The organism is Enterobacter cloacae complex sp. HYC080_NIDB (genome assembly GCF_056673325.1).
Genome location: NZ_CP114212.1, coordinates 2,095,549 through 2,115,509 on the forward strand (window position 1 = coordinate 2,095,549; position 19,961 = coordinate 2,115,509).

19 protein-coding genes and 3 pseudogenes are annotated in these 19,961 nt (G+C 52.9%); 13 read left to right on the forward strand and 9 right to left on the reverse strand.

Annotated elements, in window-relative coordinates:
• The first annotated feature begins 28 nt into the window (after window positions 1-28).
• Window positions 29-1,570 (forward strand): transcriptional regulator TyrR, encoded by a 1,542-nt coding sequence (gene tyrR / locus O1723_RS09930; protein WP_248191186.1) that lies wholly within the window; start codon window positions 29-31, stop codon window positions 1,568-1,570.
• A 33-nt stretch (window positions 1,571-1,603) separates the two neighbouring features.
• Here tyrR and O1723_RS09935 read toward each other — a convergent pair whose 3' ends face one another.
• Together O1723_RS09935 and tpx are read right to left on the reverse strand one after the other, a co-directional pair.
• A complete protein-coding gene (locus O1723_RS09935) occupies window positions 1,604-2,812 on the reverse strand; it encodes an aldose 1-epimerase family protein (protein WP_023337357.1) in 1,209 nt (402 codons plus the stop codon).
• Window positions 2,813-3,087: 275 nt separating this feature from the next.
• A complete protein-coding gene (gene tpx, locus O1723_RS09940; RefSeq protein WP_014884043.1) occupies window positions 3,088-3,594 on the reverse strand; it encodes a thiol peroxidase in 507 nt (168 codons plus the stop codon).
• A 107-nt stretch (window positions 3,595-3,701) separates the two neighbouring features.
• Here tpx and ycjG point away from each other — a divergent pair, with 107 nt between their 5' ends.
• A complete protein-coding gene (ycjG, locus tag O1723_RS09945; protein ID WP_023337356.1) occupies window positions 3,702-4,667 on the forward strand; it encodes an L-Ala-D/L-Glu epimerase in 966 nt (321 codons plus the stop codon).
• Here ycjG and mpaA read toward each other — a convergent pair.
• Window positions 4,658-5,371: a murein tripeptide amidase MpaA gene (gene mpaA, locus O1723_RS09950; protein ID WP_014884041.1), complete on the reverse strand. Its 714-nt coding sequence runs from the start codon at window positions 5,369-5,371 to the stop codon at window positions 4,658-4,660. The two genes, ycjG and mpaA, sit on opposite strands and share 10 nt — an antisense overlap.
• Window positions 5,372-5,556: 185 nt before the next feature.
• Between mpaA and O1723_RS09955 the strand changes: the two genes are divergently transcribed.
• Window positions 5,557-7,173: a peptide ABC transporter substrate-binding protein gene (locus O1723_RS09955; protein WP_014884040.1), complete on the forward strand. Its 1,617-nt coding sequence runs from the start codon at window positions 5,557-5,559 to the stop codon at window positions 7,171-7,173.
• Between the two features lie 94 nt (window positions 7,174-7,267).
• Here O1723_RS09955 and O1723_RS09960 read toward each other — a convergent pair whose 3' ends face one another.
• The 4 genes from O1723_RS09960 to O1723_RS09975 form a co-directional block, all read right to left on the reverse strand.
• A complete protein-coding gene (locus O1723_RS09960) occupies window positions 7,268-7,831 on the reverse strand; it encodes a DJ-1/PfpI family protein (RefSeq protein ID WP_014884039.1) in 564 nt (187 codons plus the stop codon).
• 114 nt (window positions 7,832-7,945) lie between these two features.
• Window positions 7,946-8,086, reverse strand: a complete 141-nt coding sequence (locus O1723_RS09965) for an Ecr family regulatory small membrane protein (protein ID WP_014884038.1) — start codon at window positions 8,084-8,086, stop codon at window positions 7,946-7,948.
• Window positions 8,087-8,160: 74 nt separating this feature from the next.
• Window positions 8,161-9,393: a sensor domain-containing diguanylate cyclase gene (locus tag O1723_RS09970; RefSeq protein ID WP_014884037.1), complete on the reverse strand. Its 1,233-nt coding sequence runs from the start codon at window positions 9,391-9,393 to the stop codon at window positions 8,161-8,163.
• Between the two features lie 91 nt (window positions 9,394-9,484).
• A complete protein-coding gene (locus O1723_RS09975) occupies window positions 9,485-11,614 on the reverse strand; it encodes a putative bifunctional diguanylate cyclase/phosphodiesterase (protein WP_248191184.1) in 2,130 nt (709 codons plus the stop codon).
• A gap of 455 nt (window positions 11,615-12,069) precedes the next feature.
• Between O1723_RS09975 and O1723_RS09980 the strand changes: the two genes are divergently transcribed.
• The 4 genes from O1723_RS09980 (at window position 12,070) to dbpA (ending at window position 16,211) form a co-directional block, all read left to right on the forward strand.
• A complete protein-coding gene (locus tag O1723_RS09980) occupies window positions 12,070-13,212 on the forward strand; it encodes a methyl-accepting chemotaxis protein (RefSeq protein WP_023338360.1) in 1,143 nt (380 codons plus the stop codon).
• A 156-nt stretch (window positions 13,213-13,368) separates the two neighbouring features.
• Window positions 13,369-14,352, forward strand: a complete 984-nt coding sequence (gene zntB, locus O1723_RS09985) for a zinc transporter ZntB (RefSeq protein WP_014884034.1) — start codon at window positions 13,369-13,371, stop codon at window positions 14,350-14,352.
• A 275-nt stretch (window positions 14,353-14,627) separates the two neighbouring features.
• Window positions 14,628-14,810 carry a proline-rich small protein YnaL gene (ynaL, locus tag O1723_RS09990; RefSeq protein WP_000025608.1) on the forward strand — a complete coding sequence of 61 codons (183 nt, stop codon included), beginning with the start codon at window positions 14,628-14,630 and terminating at the stop codon, window positions 14,808-14,810.
• Between the two features lie 27 nt (window positions 14,811-14,837).
• On the forward strand, window positions 14,838-16,211 hold the full coding sequence (gene dbpA, locus O1723_RS09995) for an ATP-dependent RNA helicase DbpA (protein ID WP_014884033.1): 1,374 nt from the start codon (window positions 14,838-14,840) through the stop codon (window positions 16,209-16,211).
• A 42-nt stretch (window positions 16,212-16,253) separates the two neighbouring features.
• On the opposite strand, the gene ttcA is transcribed toward dbpA, so the two are convergent.
• Window positions 16,254-17,189 carry a tRNA 2-thiocytidine(32) synthetase TtcA gene (ttcA, locus tag O1723_RS10000; RefSeq protein ID WP_248191399.1) on the reverse strand — a complete coding sequence of 312 codons (936 nt, stop codon included), beginning with the start codon at window positions 17,187-17,189 and terminating at the stop codon, window positions 16,254-16,256.
• 49 nt (window positions 17,190-17,238) lie between these two features.
• Window positions 17,239-18,036, reverse strand: a pseudogene (locus tag O1723_RS10005) (tyrosine-type recombinase/integrase); the annotation flags it as partial.
• Between O1723_RS10005 and O1723_RS10010 the strand changes: the two are divergent.
• The 6 genes and pseudogenes from O1723_RS10010 to O1723_RS10035 all read left to right on the forward strand — a co-directional run.
• Window positions 18,030-18,269: pseudogene (locus O1723_RS10010) on the forward strand (DUF1367 family protein); the annotation flags it as partial. The pseudogenes O1723_RS10005 and O1723_RS10010 sit on opposite strands and share 7 nt — an antisense overlap.
• A complete protein-coding gene (locus tag O1723_RS10015) occupies window positions 18,269-18,475 on the forward strand; it encodes a hypothetical protein (RefSeq protein ID WP_032642060.1) in 207 nt (68 codons plus the stop codon). The pseudogene O1723_RS10010 and the gene O1723_RS10015, both read left to right, overlap by 1 nt.
• A gap of 2 nt (window positions 18,476-18,477) precedes the next feature.
• Window positions 18,478-18,759: a hypothetical protein gene (locus tag O1723_RS10020; protein WP_047363577.1), complete on the forward strand. Its 282-nt coding sequence runs from the start codon at window positions 18,478-18,480 to the stop codon at window positions 18,757-18,759.
• Window positions 18,756-19,112 (forward strand): RusA family crossover junction endodeoxyribonuclease, encoded by a 357-nt coding sequence (locus O1723_RS10025; protein WP_047363575.1) that lies wholly within the window; start codon window positions 18,756-18,758, stop codon window positions 19,110-19,112. Before O1723_RS10020 ends, O1723_RS10025 begins: the two co-directional genes overlap by 4 nt.
• Entirely contained in the window at window positions 19,109-19,246 is a 138-nt protein-coding gene (locus O1723_RS10030) for a YlcG family protein (protein ID WP_000801961.1), read from the forward strand. The genes O1723_RS10025 and O1723_RS10030 overlap by 4 nt, the downstream gene beginning before the upstream one ends.
• Window positions 19,246-19,956, forward strand: a pseudogene (locus tag O1723_RS10035) (antitermination protein); the annotation flags it as partial. The gene O1723_RS10030 and the pseudogene O1723_RS10035, both read left to right, overlap by 1 nt.
• Window positions 19,957-19,961: the final 5 nt, after the last annotated feature.

Consider the following 19,961-nt stretch of genomic DNA (forward strand, 5'->3'; position numbering starts at 1 on the left):
GTTACTGGCTTAAAACGGTGAATTTCCCATGCGTCTTGAAGTCTTCTGTGAAGACCGTCTCGGTCTGACCCGCGAGTTACTTGATCTTCTTGTTTTACGTAGCATTGATTTACGTGGCATTGAGATCGATCCTGTCGGGCGAATTTACCTCAATTTTGCCGAAATTGAATTCAATACCTTTAGCAGTCTGATGGCGGAAATCCGTCGTATCGCTGGCGTTACGGATGTACGCACTATCCCCTGGATGCCCTCCGAGCGTGAGCACCTGGCACTGAGCGCGCTGCTGGAAGCCATGCCTGAACCGTTCCTCTCTCTGGATCTGAAAAGTAAAGTCGAGCGCGTTAACCACGCAAGCTGTCAGCTATTTGCACAGAGCCAGGAGAAGCTCAGCAATCAACATGCCGCACAGCTGGTCCCGGGTTTTAACTTCCAGCGCTGGCTGGACAGCAACCCGCAGAATACCCATAGCGAGCATGTAGTGATAAACGGGCAGAATTTCCTGATGGAGATCACACCGGTTTATCTGAAAGGGGAAAGCGACACTCGCGTACTGACCGGTGCCGTGATCATGCTGCGCTCGACTTTACGTATGGGCCGCCAGCTGCAAAACCTCTCCAGCCAGGATGTCGGCGCATTCAGCCAGATTATTGCCGTCAGCCCGAAAATTCGTCATGTGGTTGACCAGGCGCGCAAGCTCGCCAGTCTGACCGCGCCGCTGCTGATTACTGGCGATACCGGTACCGGGAAAGATCTGCTGGCTCACGCTGTGCATCTGGCAAGCCCGCGTGCGGCAAAACCGTATCTGGCACTTAATTGCGCCTCTATCCCGGAAGATGCTGTCGAAAGCGAACTGTTTGGACATGCGCCGGAAGGCAAGAAAGGGTTCTTCGAGCAGGCTAACGGCGGCTCCGTGCTGCTGGATGAGATCGGTGAAATGTCGCCGCGCATGCAGGCCAAACTGCTGCGTTTCCTGAACGACGGAACCTTCCGCCGCGTTGGTGAAGATCATGAGGTGCATGTGGACGTGCGCGTCATCTGTGCCACCCAGAAAAACCTGGTGGAACTGGTGCAAAAGGGGATATTCCGCGAGGATCTCTATTACCGCCTTAACGTCCTTACGCTGAACATTCCACCGCTGCGCGATTGTCCGCAGGACATCATGCCGTTAACGGAACTGTTTGTCGCCCGCTTTGCCGACGAGCAGGGCGTCCCGCGTCCGAAGCTTTCTGCCGATCTCGGCACGGTGTTAATGCGCTACGGTTGGCCGGGCAACATCCGTCAGCTTAAAAATGCCGTTTATCGTGCACTTACCCAGCTTGAAGGGTATGAACTACGTCCGCAGGATATTCTGCTGCCTGATTACGACGCCGGAACGGTATCGGTAGGTGAAGAGGCGATGGAAGGGTCGCTGGATGATATTACCAGTCGCTTTGAACGCTCCGTCCTGACGCAGCTTTATCGCAGCTATCCAAGTACTCGCAAACTGGCAAAACGGCTTGGCGTATCGCATACCGCGATTGCGAATAAGCTGCGTGAGTATGGTTTGAATCATAAGAAAGGTGACGAATAGCAAAAAGCCTCTATAAAGAGGCTTTTTTAATGTTTATTCCTTCGCCAGCGGTGTGGTCACGATTTCTGTTTTTGTCTCTCCCTGAATGGCCGCAATCCTGTTTTCAACCTCTTTCACCTGTTGTGGGCTATGAAGCAGGGTATAGGTGAGATCAAACTGCGCGCTGGCTCCAGGCTGTAATTGCTTAACCCGTTTCTGCTCACGTTCTATGGTCACGGGGTAGGCGTAGCTCGTACCCGGCTCAATCCCCGTAACGTACCCCTGTTTTGGCGTATCGGTATTTTTCCATAAGGTCAGCACGGGTAGCTGGCGTGTATCAAACTGAATTGACGCGCCTTTATCGCCGGCTTTGTTGACCACCGCCGCGAGGGTTTCGTGGTTGTTGTCCGCAAGCGGTTTGATGTTAAAGACCATCTCATCAAAGCCTTTTGTCGGCCCGGCATAGGTTTGCCAGTTGTCTACGCCCGCTTTAGCGTAATCGTTGAAGGGGCTCACGCTTACCGCCGGAGCAAGGAAGCGTGCGCCTTCTTCGAGGATCGGCGTCCCGAAGTTACTGTGATAGATGATTTGATAGTCATGAGGGTAATCGGCATGGTTTGTCAGGACATCATGCAGGCTGAACTGGTTAGTTCCTGGAACGTAACGCAGTTCGGTCATGGTTTGCAGATCCGCTTTTTTAAACGTGCTCTCTTTGATTAACCCGCGAATACGAATTTCATACGGGGCGGTATCCGCAACGTCAACTTCGACCTGAGAAGCCGGGGTATTACCGGCCTTGCCGTGAAGCGTATAAATCTGGCCGTCAGCCGTGACCGGGTGTCCCGTCCACTCATAACCACAGCGGACCATCATCTCATTGAATCCTTCCAGCCAGCCGAGGCCGTTTCTGCTTTCCAGATTTATATACGCCGGGTTAACGACCTCTTTAACGGGAGAATTCCACCCCAGTCGGGTACCAAAACCTTCCACATGCAGAAGATTCATTCCACGCGTCGGGCTGAGGGTAATTGTCAGACCGTTTTTACTGCTGATAATGATAACTTTACTGCCTTCCTGCTTTCCGCCGTGCAACACTTTCTGCTCAATGCTGAACGTTTGGTCGTTAATTTTCAGCTCATCGCTGGAAATCTTCCAGTTTCCTTTTTCTACGCTGCTTTCAGCGCTGGTCAGCACCCACGTTTTTGCGGCGGCGTGACCAGAAACCATTACCGCAAGGAGCGTTAAAGCCAGTTTTATTTTCATTTTGATCCCTTTTTGCTGAAACGATTATTTGATTTCGTAAGCAAATCTAATGTTTTGCCGTAAAGGGAAATGTGATGTGCTTCACTGAGGGCGAAGATGATAAATATTAACCAGTATTATGTGGGTAAGATCGCGTTATTGTTGAGTTTCTGATATTGAATTGCATAAATACTGTGAAGTTATCATATTTATGCTTTAACGATTCAGCGTGTGGGTAATAAAAAACCCCGCCATCGCGAGGTTTTGAAAACGCAGTATAAATTGCTAAGTCACTGTTATGCTTTAAGCTTATCCAGTGCGGCGGTGTAATCCGGCTCGGTCGTAATTTCGTTAACCAGTTCGCTGAAAAGGACAGTGTCGTTTTCATCAATAACCAGTACAGCGCGTGCAGCCAGACCTTTCAGTGGACCTTCCGCGATGCTAACACCGTATTTTTCGAGGAAATCCGGGCTACGCAGGGTGGAGAGGGTGATAACGTTGCTCAGGCCTTCAGCGCCGCAGAAGCGGGACTGGGCGAATGGCAGGTCAGCGGAAATGCACAGCACCACGGTGTTGTCCATTTCGGTGGCCAGTTGGTTGAATTTACGCACGGAGGCAGCGCAAACGCCGGTATCAATGCTTGGGAAAATGTTCAGCACTTTGCGTTTACCCGCAAACTGAGCCAGTGTGACGTCAGACAGATCTTTAGCCACCAGAGTAAAAGCCTGCGCTTTGCTGCCAGCCTGCGGAATGGAACCTGCAACAGCAACCGGGTTGCCCTGGAAATGAACGAGTTGTGACATAGATATCTTCCTGTTTACATATAGTTAACGTCGGGGCTAGTGTATGCCATCAGCAGATAACACGGCAAACCAATTTTTTCGCCTTTCCGGGCCGCAAGGAGTCAGTGATGAGAAGCGTTAAGGTCTATGAAGAAGCCTGGCCATTGCATACCCCGTTTGTGATCTCTCGCGGCAGCCGAAGCGAAGCCAGCGTGGTGGTCGTTGAAATCGAAGAGGACGGTTTTAAAGGCGTGGGTGAATGCACGCCTTATCCGCGCTATGGGGAAAGTCTCGCGTCGGTCATGGCGCATATCATGACGCTGGTTCCGGACCTGCAAACCGGACTTTCTCGCGAGGCGCTCCAGCACCGTTTACCCGCCGGGGCCGCGCGCAACGCCATTGATTGTGCGCTCTGGAACCTGGAAGCGGCGAAACAGCAAACATCGCTGACGTCATTGCTGGGCGTGGTGCTGCCGGAATCGGTGGTTACCGCGCAAACGGTGGTAATCGGTGAGCCGGAACAGATGGCCGCCAGCGCAAAAGCGCTCTATGACGCCGGGGCAACGCTATTGAAAGTGAAACTCGACGATCGCCTGATCAGCGAGCGAATGGTCGCTATTCGCTCAGCGGTTCCCGCCGCCACGCTCATTGTTGACGCCAACGAATCCTGGCACCCGGAAGGGCTGGCCGCACGATGTCAGCTGCTGGCCGACCTGGGGGTCGCCATGCTGGAGCAGCCTCTGCCAGCAGAAGATGATGTGGCGCTGAATAATTTTATCCATCCATTGCCCGTCTGCGCGGATGAAAGCTGCCATACCCGGGAACGTTTGAGCGACCTTCAGGGGCGCTATGAGATGGTCAATATTAAGCTCGACAAGACCGGCGGCCTGACAGAGGCGCTGGCCCTGGCGGAAGAGGCCCGGGCGCAGGGATTTGCGCTGATGCTGGGCTGCATGCTCTGCACGTCCCGGGCGATCGGCGCGGCGCTACCGCTGGTTAATCAGGTCCGTTTCGCCGATCTGGATGGCCCGACGTGGCTGGCGGTTGATGTGTCACCCGCGCTTAATTTTACCAGCGGCGTGCTTCATCTCTGAGGCTGCCAGCGTAAAAGCTCCATCATGGCTTTTAAGTACTTTTCGCTGGCTTCGTCGGACGAGATCGCCGGGAATTCAGCGGTAATGCAGGGCAGGCTCAAATCGGCGCACCAGCTACCGAATGATCCTGGCGTTTCATAGCCGACGCTGGTGACGAGTGGCAGGGAAAATGCTTTCGCCAGCCAGGCGCCCAGCTCGGAGTGACGCGGATCTTCAATACACGCCAGCGGATCGTGGAAAGAGACAATCCATGCAGGGTGGATCTTATGGATGAGCTGGCACAGCGCCTGGGTTTCAGGCTCCGAGCCCGGTTTATCTCCCGTCAGCAGAACCACATCACGCTCCTCGGCGGAGCTGTTCCAGCGATAAACGGTTTCTCCGGCGCGCCAGTTTGCTGCCGGGAAATTACGATTTAAGTCCACGCCTCTCGCATTGGCGCGTAGACCGAGCTGACAGCCGTCCGGGTTAACCGCCAGAATCACGTGATGACGCCGTAATGAGGGCGTTAGTGTCCGCAGCGCGCATGAAAGCGTCACGATGGAGGAGTTTTCGTCACCGTGCGTGCCGGCAAGAATCAAGCCGCTGTCGCGGTCGGCATCGGGGGCGGGGAACCAGATCAACGATGCGCCTAAAAATGAGCGGCCATATTGCTCAGCGCCCGGCGGAAAGGCGCCGCGTTCCGCTCTCGGTCGGGTGGTTGTCATACGAAATCCTGATAAAAAGATCACTACTCGCAGTGTTGTGCAAAACACGCGGTTAATCAAATAGTTTCCGAAATGGTTGAGAATTGCCTTAAATCACTATTCGGGAGTAAGTTGTTTGCATTTCTTTTTGTCGAAACAAATAATTACGCATCTGCTTGTTACCTGAATTCATTAAAGGGGATCTTATGAAGCATCCTGTTTCGCGTCTTTTTGCCGCACTGTGCCTGTGCGGACTCTCTTCACTCTCTTTCGCTGCGGATGTGCCACAGGGTACGGCACTGGCGCAAAAACAGGAGCTGGTCAGACACATTAAAGACGAACCGGCTTCACTCGATCCGGCAAAAGCGGTGGGGCTGCCAGAGATTCAGGTGATTCGCGATCTCTTCGAAGGTCTGGTGAATCAGAATGAGAAAGGGGAGTTGACGCCGGGAGTGGCAACGCGCTGGCAGAGCAACGATAACCGCATCTGGACATTTACCCTACGCGATAACGCGAAGTGGTCCGACGGTTCGCCTGTCACCGCCCAGGATTTTGTCTACAGCTGGCAGCGTCTGGTTGATCCGAAAACGACCTCTCCGTTTGCCTGGTTTGCTGCCCTGGCGGGTATCAACAACGCGCAGGCCATTATTGATGGTAAAGCTGCACCCGATACGCTTGGCGTAACGGCGGTCGATGCCAGAACATTACGCGTCCAGTTGGACAAACCGCTGCCGTGGTTCAGTAATCTGACGGCTAACTTTGCCTTCTACCCGGTGCAAAAAGCCAACGTAGAAAGTGGTAAAGAGTGGACCCGTCCGGGATCTCTGGTCGGCAATGGTGCCTATGTCCTGAATGACCGCGTGGTGAATGAAAAACTGGTTGTCGTCCCCAATACCCACTACTGGGACAATGCAAAAACCGTCCTGCAAAAGGTCACTTTCGTACCGATTAACCAGGAATCATCGGCCACCAAACGTTATCTGGCGGGTGATATTGATATTACCGAATCGTTCCCAAAAAACATGTATCAGAAGCTCCTGAAGGATATTCCGGGCCAGGTTTACACACCGCCTCAGCTGGGCACGTATTACTATGCGTTCAATACGCAAAAGGGCCCAACGGCCGATTCCCGCGTTCGCCTGGCGCTGAGCATGACCATCGATCGCCGCATTATGGCGGAAAAAGTGTTAGGCACGGGAGAGAAGCCCGCATGGCACTTCACGCCTGACGTGACGGCCGGGTTCACCCCGGAGGCCTCGCCATTTGAACAGATGTCGCAGCAGGAGCTGAACGCCCAGGCGAAAACCTTGCTGCAGGCCGCGGGGTATGGCCCTCAGCGTCCGCTGAAGCTGACCCTGCTGTACAATACTTCAGAAAATCATCAGAAGATTGCCATCGCGGTGGCGTCCATGTGGAAGAAAAATCTCGGTGTGGATGTCAAACTGCAAAACCAGGAGTGGAAAACGTACATTGACAGCCGTAATACCGGTAACTTTGACGTGATCCGCGCCTCCTGGGTGGGCGATTACAACGAGCCATCGACATTCCTTTCGCTGCTGACCTCAACCCACAGCGGTAACATCTCGCGTTTCAACGACCCGGCCTACGATAAAATTATCCACCAGGCGACGCTGGAAACCACGGCGAAAGCGCGCAATACGGACTACAACATGGCGGAAAAAATCCTCACGGAGAAAGCGCCTATCGCGCCGATTTATCAGTACACCAATGGCCGCCTGATTAAGCCGTGGGTGAAAGGCTATCCTATTAATAATCCGGAAGACGTGGCGTATAGCCGGACGATGTATATTGAGAAGCACTGACGGGAGAGAATAACCTTGTCGCACTGAAAACTGGCGCACTCTGGCGCCAGTTTTTACTTATGCCCGCGCGTGCCGCTGATGGGCCGCACCACTGTTACTCCAGCAAAGCGCTAAACTTCGCCAGCCACTGTGGATGAGCGGGCCAGGCGGGGGCGGTGACCAGATTACCGTCTACATGTGCCTGGTCGATGCCGATACTGGCGTAGTGTCCACCGCTAAGACGCACTTCAGGCGCACACGCCGGGTAGGCGCTGCAGGTTCGGCCTTTTAGTATGCCGGCAGCAGCAAGCAGTTGCGGACCATGGCACACGGCGGCGATTGGCTTACGTGCCGCGTCAAATGCCTGCACCAGCTTGAGCACATCGTCATTTAACCGCAAATATTCTGGCGCTCTGCCGCCTGGGATAAGCAGTGCGTCATAGTCCTGCTCCCGTGCGGCGGAAAAGTCAGCATTGAGGACAAAACGGTGGCCGGGCTTTTCGCTGTAGGTCTGGGCACCGTCGAAGTCATGGATTGCCGTAATGATGTAGTCCCCCTTCGGTTTGTCGGGGCAAACGGCATCCACCTGATGACCAATCATCTGTAATGCCTGAAACGGGACCATGGTTTCATAATCTTCGGCGTAATCGCCAACCAACATCAGGATTTTCTTGCTCATCTTTCCTCACCCTTATTTATAGAGATGATTTAAGATATAGCCTGGTATGGCTCAATTGCCGGAAATAAAAAAGCCCGTCAGAGCACGGGCAAAATAAGTAAATGAATTATTGCACTACAGCGCATCGAAGGTCGGGTAGAGGGTATTTTCCAGATATTCAACGAAATACCAGATCTCACCGCTAAAAATAAACCACAAGCCAAATATAATAAGGATGAAAATAATTAAGGTGAGTATTATTTCAGTCTTTCCCATTGTAGCGACTACCCACCTGTCAGTGATTTACATAAGTGGGGCATTGTAACGACGCTTTCCTGTATACTCCAGTCTCATGCCGCAAGGACTTTATTACGTCCATCGTTTTTGGCGCGATAGAGCGCGTCGTCTACGCGTTTAAACAGCTCATCAATACTCTCTTCCGGTTCATGCCTTGCCACACCAATGCTGACGGTAAAACGGGGTAATCCGGGTATGGTGATACGGGTTACCGCCGCGCGGACGGATTCGGCAATCTTCATGGCAGTGTCGAGAGAGGTGCGCGGCAGCAGGATGACAAACTCTTCCCCTCCCCAGCGAAACACGAGGTCATCCTGCCTGCTGCAGGCTTCCAGCGTGCGGGAAAGGGCGATAAGCACCTCATCACCTTTCAGATGGCCGAAGAGGTCGTTGATGTTTTTAAAATGATCGGTATCCACCAGCAGCAGGCTAAATTGCTGTTGCGCGGAAAGGTGGCTCAGGTTGGTTTGATCGATAATATTGTAGAACTGGCGTCGGTTAAGTAAGCCTGTCATTGAGTCACGTAACGCCGCATTTTCCAACTCCAGTTCGAGCCTTTTTTGTTCGGTGATATCATGGATGATGCACAGCATCAGTTTGTCACCGTAAATCTCAATGGGCCCCGCGTAGGTCTGGACATGGCGGGTGGTGCCATCGGCAAGACGGTGAACAAAATTAAACGGCTTATGTCCGCCGGGCAGTGCGGCAATCTCCGTCATAATGGGCATGACACCTCTCCCCAGGGTATTTATCTCCCAGGTGTGTTTATTGCACATTTCATCATGCGAATAGCCATAAAAGCTGAGCGCGGCCAGGTTTGCATCGACAATTTGCCCGTCGCGGGCAGGGTCGATTAACAGCATTGGCGCACTGTTGGTCAGGAAAAAACGGGCGTAGAAACCCTGTTTTTTACGCTGATAGGTTGTGGAACGGCTGGCTTTCAGGCCTGATGGGGTCTGAGAAGAAATCCCTTCAAAAACGATAACATCGCCATAAGGCGTGAAGTGGGAGAGAGAGAGGCGGCAGCTTAACGGTGTATCTTGCCCGGCACGGCTAATCGTCCAGATCTCGACAATATCGTGATCGTTTTTCAGTTCAGGAACATACATCGACAACACGCTTTGCGCACTTGCGGAACAGGTGCCTTTACGCAAGCCATCCAGTGTTTTATTACCCATCAGCTGTGTTGCGGCCACATTGGCAAAAATGATCTGTTCTGAAACAGGAGATATGAGCCACACGGGCGTTTTAATTGCATTCAGCGCATCAAAACCATTTTGCGACATAGGCATTTCCTGTTCATCGGCATGTTATGCCTGACAATCACGTCAGATTAACTCGCGTCCACTCCTCTGAAACATACGCTATTCAATCCTGTCAGGCATGATTTTTTTGTGAAATAAATGCGGGATCCGTATGAATTTTACTCATGGGTATAATTTGTTTATCTGAATTTTTCTGTAGCAGCAGCCACGGAACCTGTTCCGCAGGCAATGGGCGGGAGAAAAGGAACCCCTGCAGATAGTCACAGCCAAGGCTGGTCAGTATCGCCTGCTGTTCGTCCGTTTCAATGCCCTCAGCAACGACATTCATCTCCATGGTCCGGGCGATATTAATAATGGTTTCCACCAGCTTACGGCTTTTCTCGTTTTCCAGCATAGAGGTGACAAAACTCTTATCAATTTTTAGCTCTTTTGCCGGGAGAACGCTTAACATCAGCAGGTTAGAATAGCCAGTACCAAAATCATCAATAGAGACGGTGACACCCGCATGGTTAAAGGCGTTCAGGAGCTCGATACTGCGGTCGAGGTTTTTAAGCGCAGTACTCTCTGTTACCCCCAGAATCAGCCGGGAGGGAGACAGATTATATTTTTCCAGCATCGACGAGACGATGTGAAAGATATCCGGCTGTTCGAACTGAACGGGGGATAAATTGAGCGACAATGTCCACTGACTGAAACCCTGTTCCGTCCAGAAATGAAGCTGCCGACACGCGGCCTCAATCGCCCAGTTGCCAACCGGAATAATCAAACCCGTTTGTTCCAGCGTGGGTAAAAACAGTCCCGGCAGCAAAACGCCTTGCTCCGGATGACGCCAGCGGAGAAGTGCTTCAAAACCGTGGATCGTCTTATCTTCCGCGTGCCAGGTTGGCTGATACCAGAGCTCAAACTGATCGCGTTCCAGGGCCTGAGAAAGCGCCTGAAGAAAACCCGGTTGCGCCGGCATTGTTGTTGACATCTCCGGACGGTAAATTGCCCAGCCGTTACGTCCATCCTCTTTAATATGTTGTAAGGCTGCATCAGCCTTAAACTTCAGTTCATGTAGCGTTTCGCCATCTTTCGGATAGAGGCTGATCCCCGCGCTGATGGTGGTGTTTAGCGTGTGACCGCAGAGTGAAAGCGGGCGGCGCATATCCGCGAGGAGGGTGGTGAGCAGGGTATTAAGCTTTTCATCATCACATTCGGTAACCAGCAGGATAAAAGCATCCCCGCCCAGTCTGGCCAGCGTCATCTCACGGGTAAGCCGGGACGTAATGCGCTGGGCAATAGTGATTAGTAACTCATCACCCACGCTGTGGCCCCAGGTATCATTCACGCGTTTGAAGTGATCGACATTCAGGAAGATCACGGCAAACTGTCTCTTGCTCAGCAAGGCGCTGCGAAGACAGTCCTGCATTCGGATATCCATCTGATGATGGTTTGCGAGCCCGGTGAGGGCATCGAAGCGAGCCTGAAGCTCAAGCTGGCGATTGAGTTGTCGCAAATTGTCAGTCAGCCGGGTGGTGCGCCAGTGCGAATCGATTAGCGAAATAATTAACATCACGCCAAGAAGTGAGAGTGTGGTGACGGAAACCCATATGGATAATCCCAGCTCGCCGATCCCGCCGGGAAGCGTGCGTGCCATCTCATGGAAATGCGCGGCACTCATGCCCGTATAATGCATTGCGCAGATGGCGGCACCCATGACTAAGGCCGCGAGAATGCGATTTACAAAGACCCCTTTGTGCTTATCCCGGAGACGAAAAGCCAGCCACAACGCCACACCGGAGGCGACAACCGCAATTACCACGGACAAACCGACAATCCGCTGATCCCAGAGGATGCTTCCCTCCAGCATCAATGCGGCCATACCGATATAGTGCATCGAGACCACGCCAGCGCTGAGAATGATCGTGGCGACTGTCAGTCTAAACAGGGAGAGGTGTTTGCCCGTAACGGCAATATTAATGGCCGTTGTGGAGGCTATAACCGCCGCACCAAGTGAGGCCAGGGTTATCCAGAGGTCGTAGCTCATCATCATGGGCATTTGCATCGACAGCATGCCGATGAAATGCATTGACCAGATCCCGATGCCCAGCGTTACGCCTCCGGCAATCCGCCAGAACAAAGCCGCTTTTCGGCTGGAAAGGGGAATTTTCCCGGCGCTGTCCAGAGCTACAAAGGAGGCGATAAACGCCACCAGATAAGAGACAGCAATCAACACAGGGTCCCACGATATATTGAGCATTATGCAATCCCACGCCTGAGAGGGTTACCGATTTCGCCTGCCGGCACATTTTTATCGGGCAACGAAAATGCGCATTCAAACCATATTAGTTATTTATCGTGAAAAATGACCAGTCATATAACAACTCTATACTCACCGGGAATATAAAATATATTCTCGTTTTTAACTTATTAAGCATTGCTAAACATAGACCACTATCACTAGCAAAGCGCCTTAAATACGTGGACGAACGAATCGTCTCGTCGCAGGTGATGGTATCGCTTAACGTGGTTGTGAACCAGTATCACAGCATTCGGCGCAGCACATTTTTACTAATACGCTTTTTTTACCTGACTTAAGCTAAATATCGGGTGCGTAACGGCGAAACGAGAAACCAGCGCGTTAGGTGAGGACAAACGTAAAAGTGAATGCTATAAGTCTTAATGCCGACCAAAATATAAGTTGTGGGTAAAATCATGCTAAGAAATATTAGTGTCAGGACCTTCATTGCCTGGTTCCTGTTATGCCTTTTTTTGGTAAATGCAGGTATCGTTGCTCTATTTTCCAGCAATTTCTCTCTCTTCATTTCGATTAATCTGGTTAATTTCGTTGCGCTGTTTTTGCTCTGGAGTTATATGACGAAGTTTCTTGTGACGCCGATCAATACTGTGAAAAAAAGTATTGAAGAAGTGACCGCAGGTAATCTTGGTGTCTCAATCCCTGAGTTTGGCAATAACTGCGCGGGACGATTAATCCCCGGAATTAATAGTCTTTCCAGTAACATTGCGACGCTGGTGCGTGAGATCAGGGCGTCATCTCAAAACGCCATGACCTTGTCGGATCAACTCTCTGCCCGTAGCGCTCAGCTCTCGGTGAAAACCGAGCAGCAGTCTGCCTCTCTGGTGCAAACCGCTGCCAGTATGGAGCAGATGGCGGCAAGTACCCGAAACAATGCCGATAACACCCGTCTGGCGAGCGAGCAGGCAAACGTCGCGACATTGCAGGCGCGTAAGGGAGGAGAGCTGATGGAGCAGGTTGCCAGCAATATGCAATCCATAACCGAGTGCGCGCAGCAGATGACGGAAATTATCTCCCTAATCGACGGGATTGCATTCCAGACAAATATCCTGGCGCTTAACGCGGCGGTTGAGGCGGCGCGGGCGGGCGATCACGGCAAAGGGTTCTCCGTCGTCGCGGAGGAGGTGAGAAACCTGGCGCACCGCAGTGCGGAGGCCGCGAAAAACATCAAGACGCTGATTGACGTCACCAGCAGTAATGTTACCCAGGGTGCCAGCGTCGTGTCGGAAGCGGAAAAGAATATGCATGAAATCGTGACCGGTTCCGGCAATGTCAGCCGGTTGATGGATGAGATTTCTACCTCGACCGCTGAGCAGGAGAAAGGCATTTACCAGATCACCCTGGCGCTGTCTGAACTGGAGCGGGTCACGCAAAGTAACGTCGCGATGGCGGAGGAACTCAATGGTTCCTCTGATGTCCTGCGTAATCAGGTGATTGAACTGCAAACGCGGACACGCAATTTCAGGCTTGAGCAGGGACACTCGCCGTCATCGTTGACCGGCCCTGCACCTTTCCTCCAGCGGCCCGAGCACTCGCTCTGACAGCACTTCAAAGCCTGGCATGCCAGGCTTTTCTTCTCCTGAAACACAGTATGTACAATTCCTGAGCGATTTCAGCGCCATGCGAGACATAGTTGTTGCTTAACCCCCGACGGAAGCTAGACTGACATCGAAAGAGCTAAACAGGGGGGAGGCGCAGTGGAGAGCATTAAAGGATCAGAACTTAACGTTCCTGACGCAGTTTTTGCGTGGGTGCTGGACGGTCGCGGCGGTGCCCGGCCGCTGGAAGATAATGATGTCATTGATAAAGAGCATCCCTGCTGGCTACATCTCAACTATACCCATCCGGAAAGTGCTGACTGGCTGGCCACGACCCCGTTGTTGCCCAACAATGTGCGCGACGCCCTGGCAGGAGAAAGCCTGCGCCCACGTGTGAGCAGAATGGGTGACGGAACGCTTATCACCCTGCGCTGCATAAATGGCAGTACGGATGAACGTCCCGATCAACTGGTGGCGATGCGCGTCTATATGGACGACGGGCTGATTGTGTCCACCCGCCAACGGAAGGTCCTGGCGCTGGACGACATTGTGAACGATCTCAAAGAGGGAACCGGACCGGTCGACTGCGGTAGCTGGCTGGTGGACGTCTGTGACGCCCTGACCGATCATGCGAGCGAGTTTATTGAAGAGCTGCACGATAAAATCATCGACCTGGAAGATAACCTGCTCGATCAACAGATCCCGCCGCGCGGCTTTCTGGCGTTATTGCGTAAGCAATTGATCGTGATGCGTCGCTATATGACACCGCAGCGGGATGTGTATGCCCGTCTGGCCAGCGAAAGACTCAACTGGATGAATGACGATCAGCGCCGCAGAATGCAGGACATAGCTGACAGACTCGGCAGGGGACTCGATGAGATCGACTCCTGTATCGCGCGAACGGCGGTGATGGCGGATGAAATTGCTCAGGTGATGCAGGAGTCGCTGGCGAGAAGAACCTATACGATGTCTCTGATGGCGATGGTCTTCTTACCCAGTACCTTCCTGACAGGGCTGTTTGGCGTCAATCTGGGGGGGATCCCCGGTGGTGCTTACCATTACGGCTTCACCGCGTTTTGCGTCATGTTAGTTGTTTTGATTGGAGGTGTTGCATGGTGGTTGCATCGTAGTAAATGGCTGTAAATTTACGTTTTTTTGCCCTTTTGCTGAGATTAAAACGCTCTTTTAATTGAGCGAAGTCAATAAACATCAGCCCGGCAAGGTGCAATATTACTCCCGCAGGTGAATGCAACGTCAAGCGATGGGCGTTGCGCTCCATATTGTCTTACTTCCTTTTTTTGAATTACTGCATAGCACAATTGATTCGTACGACGCCGACTTTAATAGTCGGCTTTTTTTTGCCTCCTGTTTCTCAGCGTCTACCCTAAAAGGGACGACAACCAAGCCTGGAGGGAAAGATGAGCATTTTACTCGCTCTGCTCGTGCAACAATCGCGTCAGTCCGACCCTGTTCCCACCGATCCCGTGCCGATGCCCGATCCCATACCGCGTCCGCAGCCGATGCCCGATCCGCCGCCGGATGAAGAACCGATTAAATTGTCGCATCGAACCCTGAGATCTGCGAGGATACGCGCCATCTGACCGTAAAGATCACCACGAGAGACTACTGTGACCGCTTTTTCTACCCTGAATGTTCTGCCTGCCGCCCAACTCGACAACCTCAACGAGTTGGGATATCTCACGATGACGCCTGTTCAGGCGGCCGCGCTGCCCGCTATCCTTGAGGGCCGCGACGTACGCGTGCAGGCGAAAACCGGCAGTGGGAAAACGGCCGCTTTCGGTCTTGGTCTGCTGCAGCATATTGACGCGTCGCTGTTCCAGACTCAGTCGCTGATATTGTGCCCGACCCGCGAGCTGGCAGACCAGGTCGCGGGTGAACTGCGTCGCCTGGCGCGCTTTATGCCCAATACCAAGATCCTGACGCTCTGTGGTGGACAGCCGTTCGGCGCACAGCGTGATTCGCTCCAGCATGCGCCACACATTATTGTCGCGACGCCTGGCCGCCTGCTGGATCACCTGCAAAAAGGCACCGTTTCGCTGGATGCATTAAGCACGCTGGTGATGGATGAGGCGGACAGAATGCTGGATATGGGCTTCAGTGATGCCATTGATGAAGTGATCCGCTTCGCGCCGGACGATCGCCAGACGTTGCTATTCTCTGCGACCTGGCCTGAAGCCATCGCCGCAATCAGCGGTCGCGTGCAGAAAAATCCGCTCACTATCGAGATAGACAGCGTCGACGCGCTCCCGGCCATCGAACAGCAGTTCTTTGAAACCTCACAGCAGGGAAAAATCCCGCTCCTGCAGAAATTGCTGAGCCAGCATCAGCCTGCGTCGTGCGTGGTGTTTTGTAATACTAAAAAAGACTGTCAGGCGGTGTGTGATGCGCTGAATGCGGCGGGGCAGAGCGCCTTATCTTTGCATGGCGATCTGGAACAGCGCGATCGCGATCAGACCCTGGTGCGTTTCGCCAACGGTAGCGCCCGTGTTCTGGTGGCGACAGACGTGGCGGCGCGCGGTCTGGATATCAAATCCCTTGAGCTGGTAGTGAACTTTGAGCTGGCATGGGATCCCGAAGTCCACGTCCACCGTATTGGCCGTACCGCACGTGCAGGAAACAGCGGTCTTGCCATCAGCTTCTGTGCGCCGGAAGAGGCGCAGCGCGCCAATATTCTCGCTGAAATGCTGCAGATCACGCTGAACTGGGTGAATGCACCGGGCAGCGTTAAACTCGTGCCGCTGGAGGCCGAAATGGCGACGCTGTGTATTGATGGCGGCAAAAAAGCCAAGATGCGTCCGGGTGATGTGTTAGGGGCATTAACTGGCGATATCGGTCTGGAAGGGGCGGATATCGGTAAGATTGCGGTTCATCCGGCGCATGTTTATGTGGCCGTGCGTCAGGCAGTTGCCCATAAGGCATGGAAGCAGCTGCAAAATGGCAAAATTAAAGGTAAAACCTGCCGCGTTCGTCTACTGAAATAAGGCATAAAGCGTCTCAGAAGTTCTTTCTGAGACGCTAACCGATTACTTCACTTCCAGCACGTTCAGACGCAGTTCGTCCAGTTGGTTATCATCGTCTTCCGGCTGCCAGCCCGCAGGCTGCATGGGGATCTCTTCCCGGTCAAATGCCAGGTCACCGCCATTCACCACTTCTGAATCATGGTTGATGCCTTTGAAGTCGAAGAGCTCAACATCAGCGAGGTGTGAAGGGACCACGTTTTGCATCGCGCTGAACATGGTTTCGATGCGACCCGGGTAACGTTTGTCCCAGTCGCGCAGCATGTCGCCAATCACCTGACGCTGCAGGTTTGGCTGAGAGCCGCACAGGTTACATGGAATGATCGGGAACCCTTTCGCCTGTGAAAAACGCTCAATGTCTTTTTCGCGGCAGTAGGCAAGAGGGCGGATCACAATGTGCTTGCCGTCATCGCTCATCAGTTTAGGCGGCATGCCTTTCATCTTGCCGCCGTAGAACATATTCAGGAACAGCGTCTGCAGGATATCATCGCGGTGATGGCCCAGCGCAATTTTGGTCGCACCCAGTTCCGTCGCGGTACGATAGAGAATGCCACGGCGCAGACGGGAGCAAAGCGAGCAGGTCGTTTTCCCTTCCGGGATCTTCTCTTTCACAATGCCGTAGGTATTTTCTTCGACGATCTTGTACTCAACGCCCAGGTTTTCCAGGTATTCCGGCAGAATGTGTTCCGGAAAGCCCGGCTGTTTCTGGTCAAGGTTGACCGCTACCAGCGAAAAATTAACCGGCGCGCTTTGCTGAAGATTGCGCAGGATCTCCAGCATGGTGTAGCTGTCTTTACCGCCTGACAGGCAAACCATGATGCGGTCGCCTTCTTCAATCATGTTGAAGTCTGCAATGGCTTCGCCCACGTTACGGCGCAGACGCTTTTGCAGTTTGTTCAGGTTGTATTGCTCTTTCTTGTTAATTTCTTGATTTTGTTGCATTTATTACTACCTTCGGAGCCGATAGGGGCATAATAGGGGCAAAAATTTTTCAGCGTGCGAGCTTATCGTTAAGCATCAGCACCTGTTCGCCATTCATTTCTTCAATCCACGCACCGTAGACTTCATAAACCATTTGCGCGTTTTCATGCCCCATCTGGCTGGCTATGAAAGACGGGTTAGCGCCGGCAGATAAAAGCCAGCAGGCAAAAGTATGCCGCGTATGGTACGGATTCCGGCGGCGAATACCAGCACGTTTTACAGCTGCGTTGAATCTCGCACCGATGCTTGATAAAGAGTAGTAGGCTTTCTGCTCTCCTTTGCGCATCCGGGGTATGAAAACGAATCGCAGGCTTTGATTTTCCACTGCGCCATACTCGCGATGATTAAAGACAATTTCGGTTTTAGGCTGTAGTGCTGTCAGCTTACGCTGTGCTTTCAAGGCTTCAAGTGCCGGCTCTAATAGGGTGATAACCCGGTTACCTGCTTCGGTTTTTGGTGGGCCGAACATGCCCAACGCATTAAGATTGCGCTGTATATGAGCCGTACCTTTTTCCCAGTCGATATCTTCCCAGGCAAGAGCTGCGAGCTCTCCATGACGGACACCGGTATAAACTGCGAACGTCCACATATTAAGGCTTTGGCCACGCTCGGATTCCGCAAGCAAACTAAATTCCTTCTTCGTTAAAGGATCCGGTTTTACTTTCCCTTTGTGTAATTTCTTGATCCCTTCGAAGGGCTTGCCACTGATAAAGCCTGATTTGTGTGCAAACCGAAGAAGGGAGCACAGTAGCGATATATAGTTATTCACGGTACGCACAGTGCGTCCCTGTTTGTTGCTTCTGGGATTACCGCTCATGGGTAATCGTTGAGGCAGGGCACTTTGATGCCATTCAGCTGCCAGACGGAACACTCAAAAAGCATCCTCGTAGCATCTCATTCGCTAACATGGACGAACTCGAATTTCAGCAGCTCTATAAAGCTGCGCTCGATGTCCTCTGGCGCTGGGTCCTGTCCCGTTCATTCCGCAGTCGTGATGAGGCCGAAAACGTCGCCGCTCAACTGCTTGGCTTTGCGGGGTGATGGGGATGAAACATAGCTGGTTCCATCATACCGATTGCACAACCCAGCAGGCCGAAGAGCTCATGGCGGAATACCAGCGCCGCGGCGTAATGGTAGAGCGCAGCCTGAACTCCGATTATCTCACCTGGACCGTCAGCGCCCGGCTGCCTGAAGGCAATAAACCGCCGCGTATAAATCGCCGGTGGCAAAACCGGATATGGGGGTGAGCATGGCTATTTATCGCAGCAAAAAATGGCTCGCCGCCGTGGGGCAGATCGAGCGTTGTGTTCTTTGTGGAGCATGGGGAACGCAGGTGGCACACCGGAACGAAGGAAAAGGCATGGGATTAAAAACTGATGACTGTGCGACAGCTGCGCTCTGCGTTTGCTGTCATGAGAGCATTGATAACGGGAATAAGCTGAACAGGGAAGAGCGCCGGCATCTTATGGACCGTGCGATTGTTCTGACAGTGATTGAAGTTGCCCGCCGCGGGCTGGTGGTGCCCGCATGAAAATTTACGAAATTACGCCGATTGGCAAGCCCCGAATGACTCAGCGTGACCGATGGCATAAACGGCCAGCAACAGCAGCGTACTGGGCATACAAAGAACAGGTCAGGCTGTTGGGCATCCGCCTGCCAGAGTCCGGATATCACGTCACGTTTGTCATCCCCATGCCAAAGAGCTGGAGCAAGACAAAGCGGGCGCAATATGTCGGCCAGCCTCATCAACAAAAGCCGGACAAAGACAACCTGGAAAAAGCTTTGCTGGATGCAGTGTTTGACGAGGATAGCCATGTCTGGGACGGACGGGTTACCAAAATCTGGGGAGAAACAGGGCAGATCATTATCGAGGAGGCCAGATGAAGCCAGAAACGCTTGAGATACTCCGGGCGCGCTGGCAGCGCCTTCGCATTTACCGCTACCGGGGATCGGTGCTGGTGGATTACCGCATTCTTCGTAATTTTGTTCGTATCTATCATTCAGCAGGAGCAGCCTAATGAACCTCGAAAACACCGTGAAATACCACTTCGCCAAGTCGACGCTTATTAGCGACTCTCCGCGCGCTACGGCGTCAGACTCATTAAGCGGAACGGATATCATGGCCGCTATGGGCATGACGCAGGAACGCGCCGCCATGGGATACAGTGCCTTCCTCGGCAAGATGGGCATCAGTTACAACGATCGGGCAAGGGCGATTGAGTTGCTGGCTGAGTACGCGTTAACCAAATGCGATAAGGTTGCCGCGCTGCGCAAGCTGGACGATGCGGTTAAGCCACTGGTAATGCGCCAACTGGCCGCCTTCGCTTTTGAGGATTATTCTCGCAGCGCCGCCAGCGTGAAACAGTGCGATGGCTGCAAAGGGGCAGGGTTTATTGACGCTGAGGTTTTCAGCATGAAGTCCCACACTCCGGCAAAAGAGAAGAAATTCGTGAAGATGTCGCTGAGTATGGGTGTCGAAGATATTCGACCTTCTGAGTATGAGGTTCGGAGGCAGGTCAGGGAGGTAGCGCGCGTTCTATGCCCTCAGTGTAAGGGTAAGAAGGTTGTAAGTTGCGCCTGTAAAGATTGCCATGGACGCGGGAAAGCCGTTAATCAGGCTCTTACAGAACGGCAGGGCGTTCCGGTTCTGACCGATTGTAAGCGCTGCAGCGGGCGCGGGTATGAACGAATTCCATCAACTGAGGCTTACGCCGCGATGTGCCAGATATGACC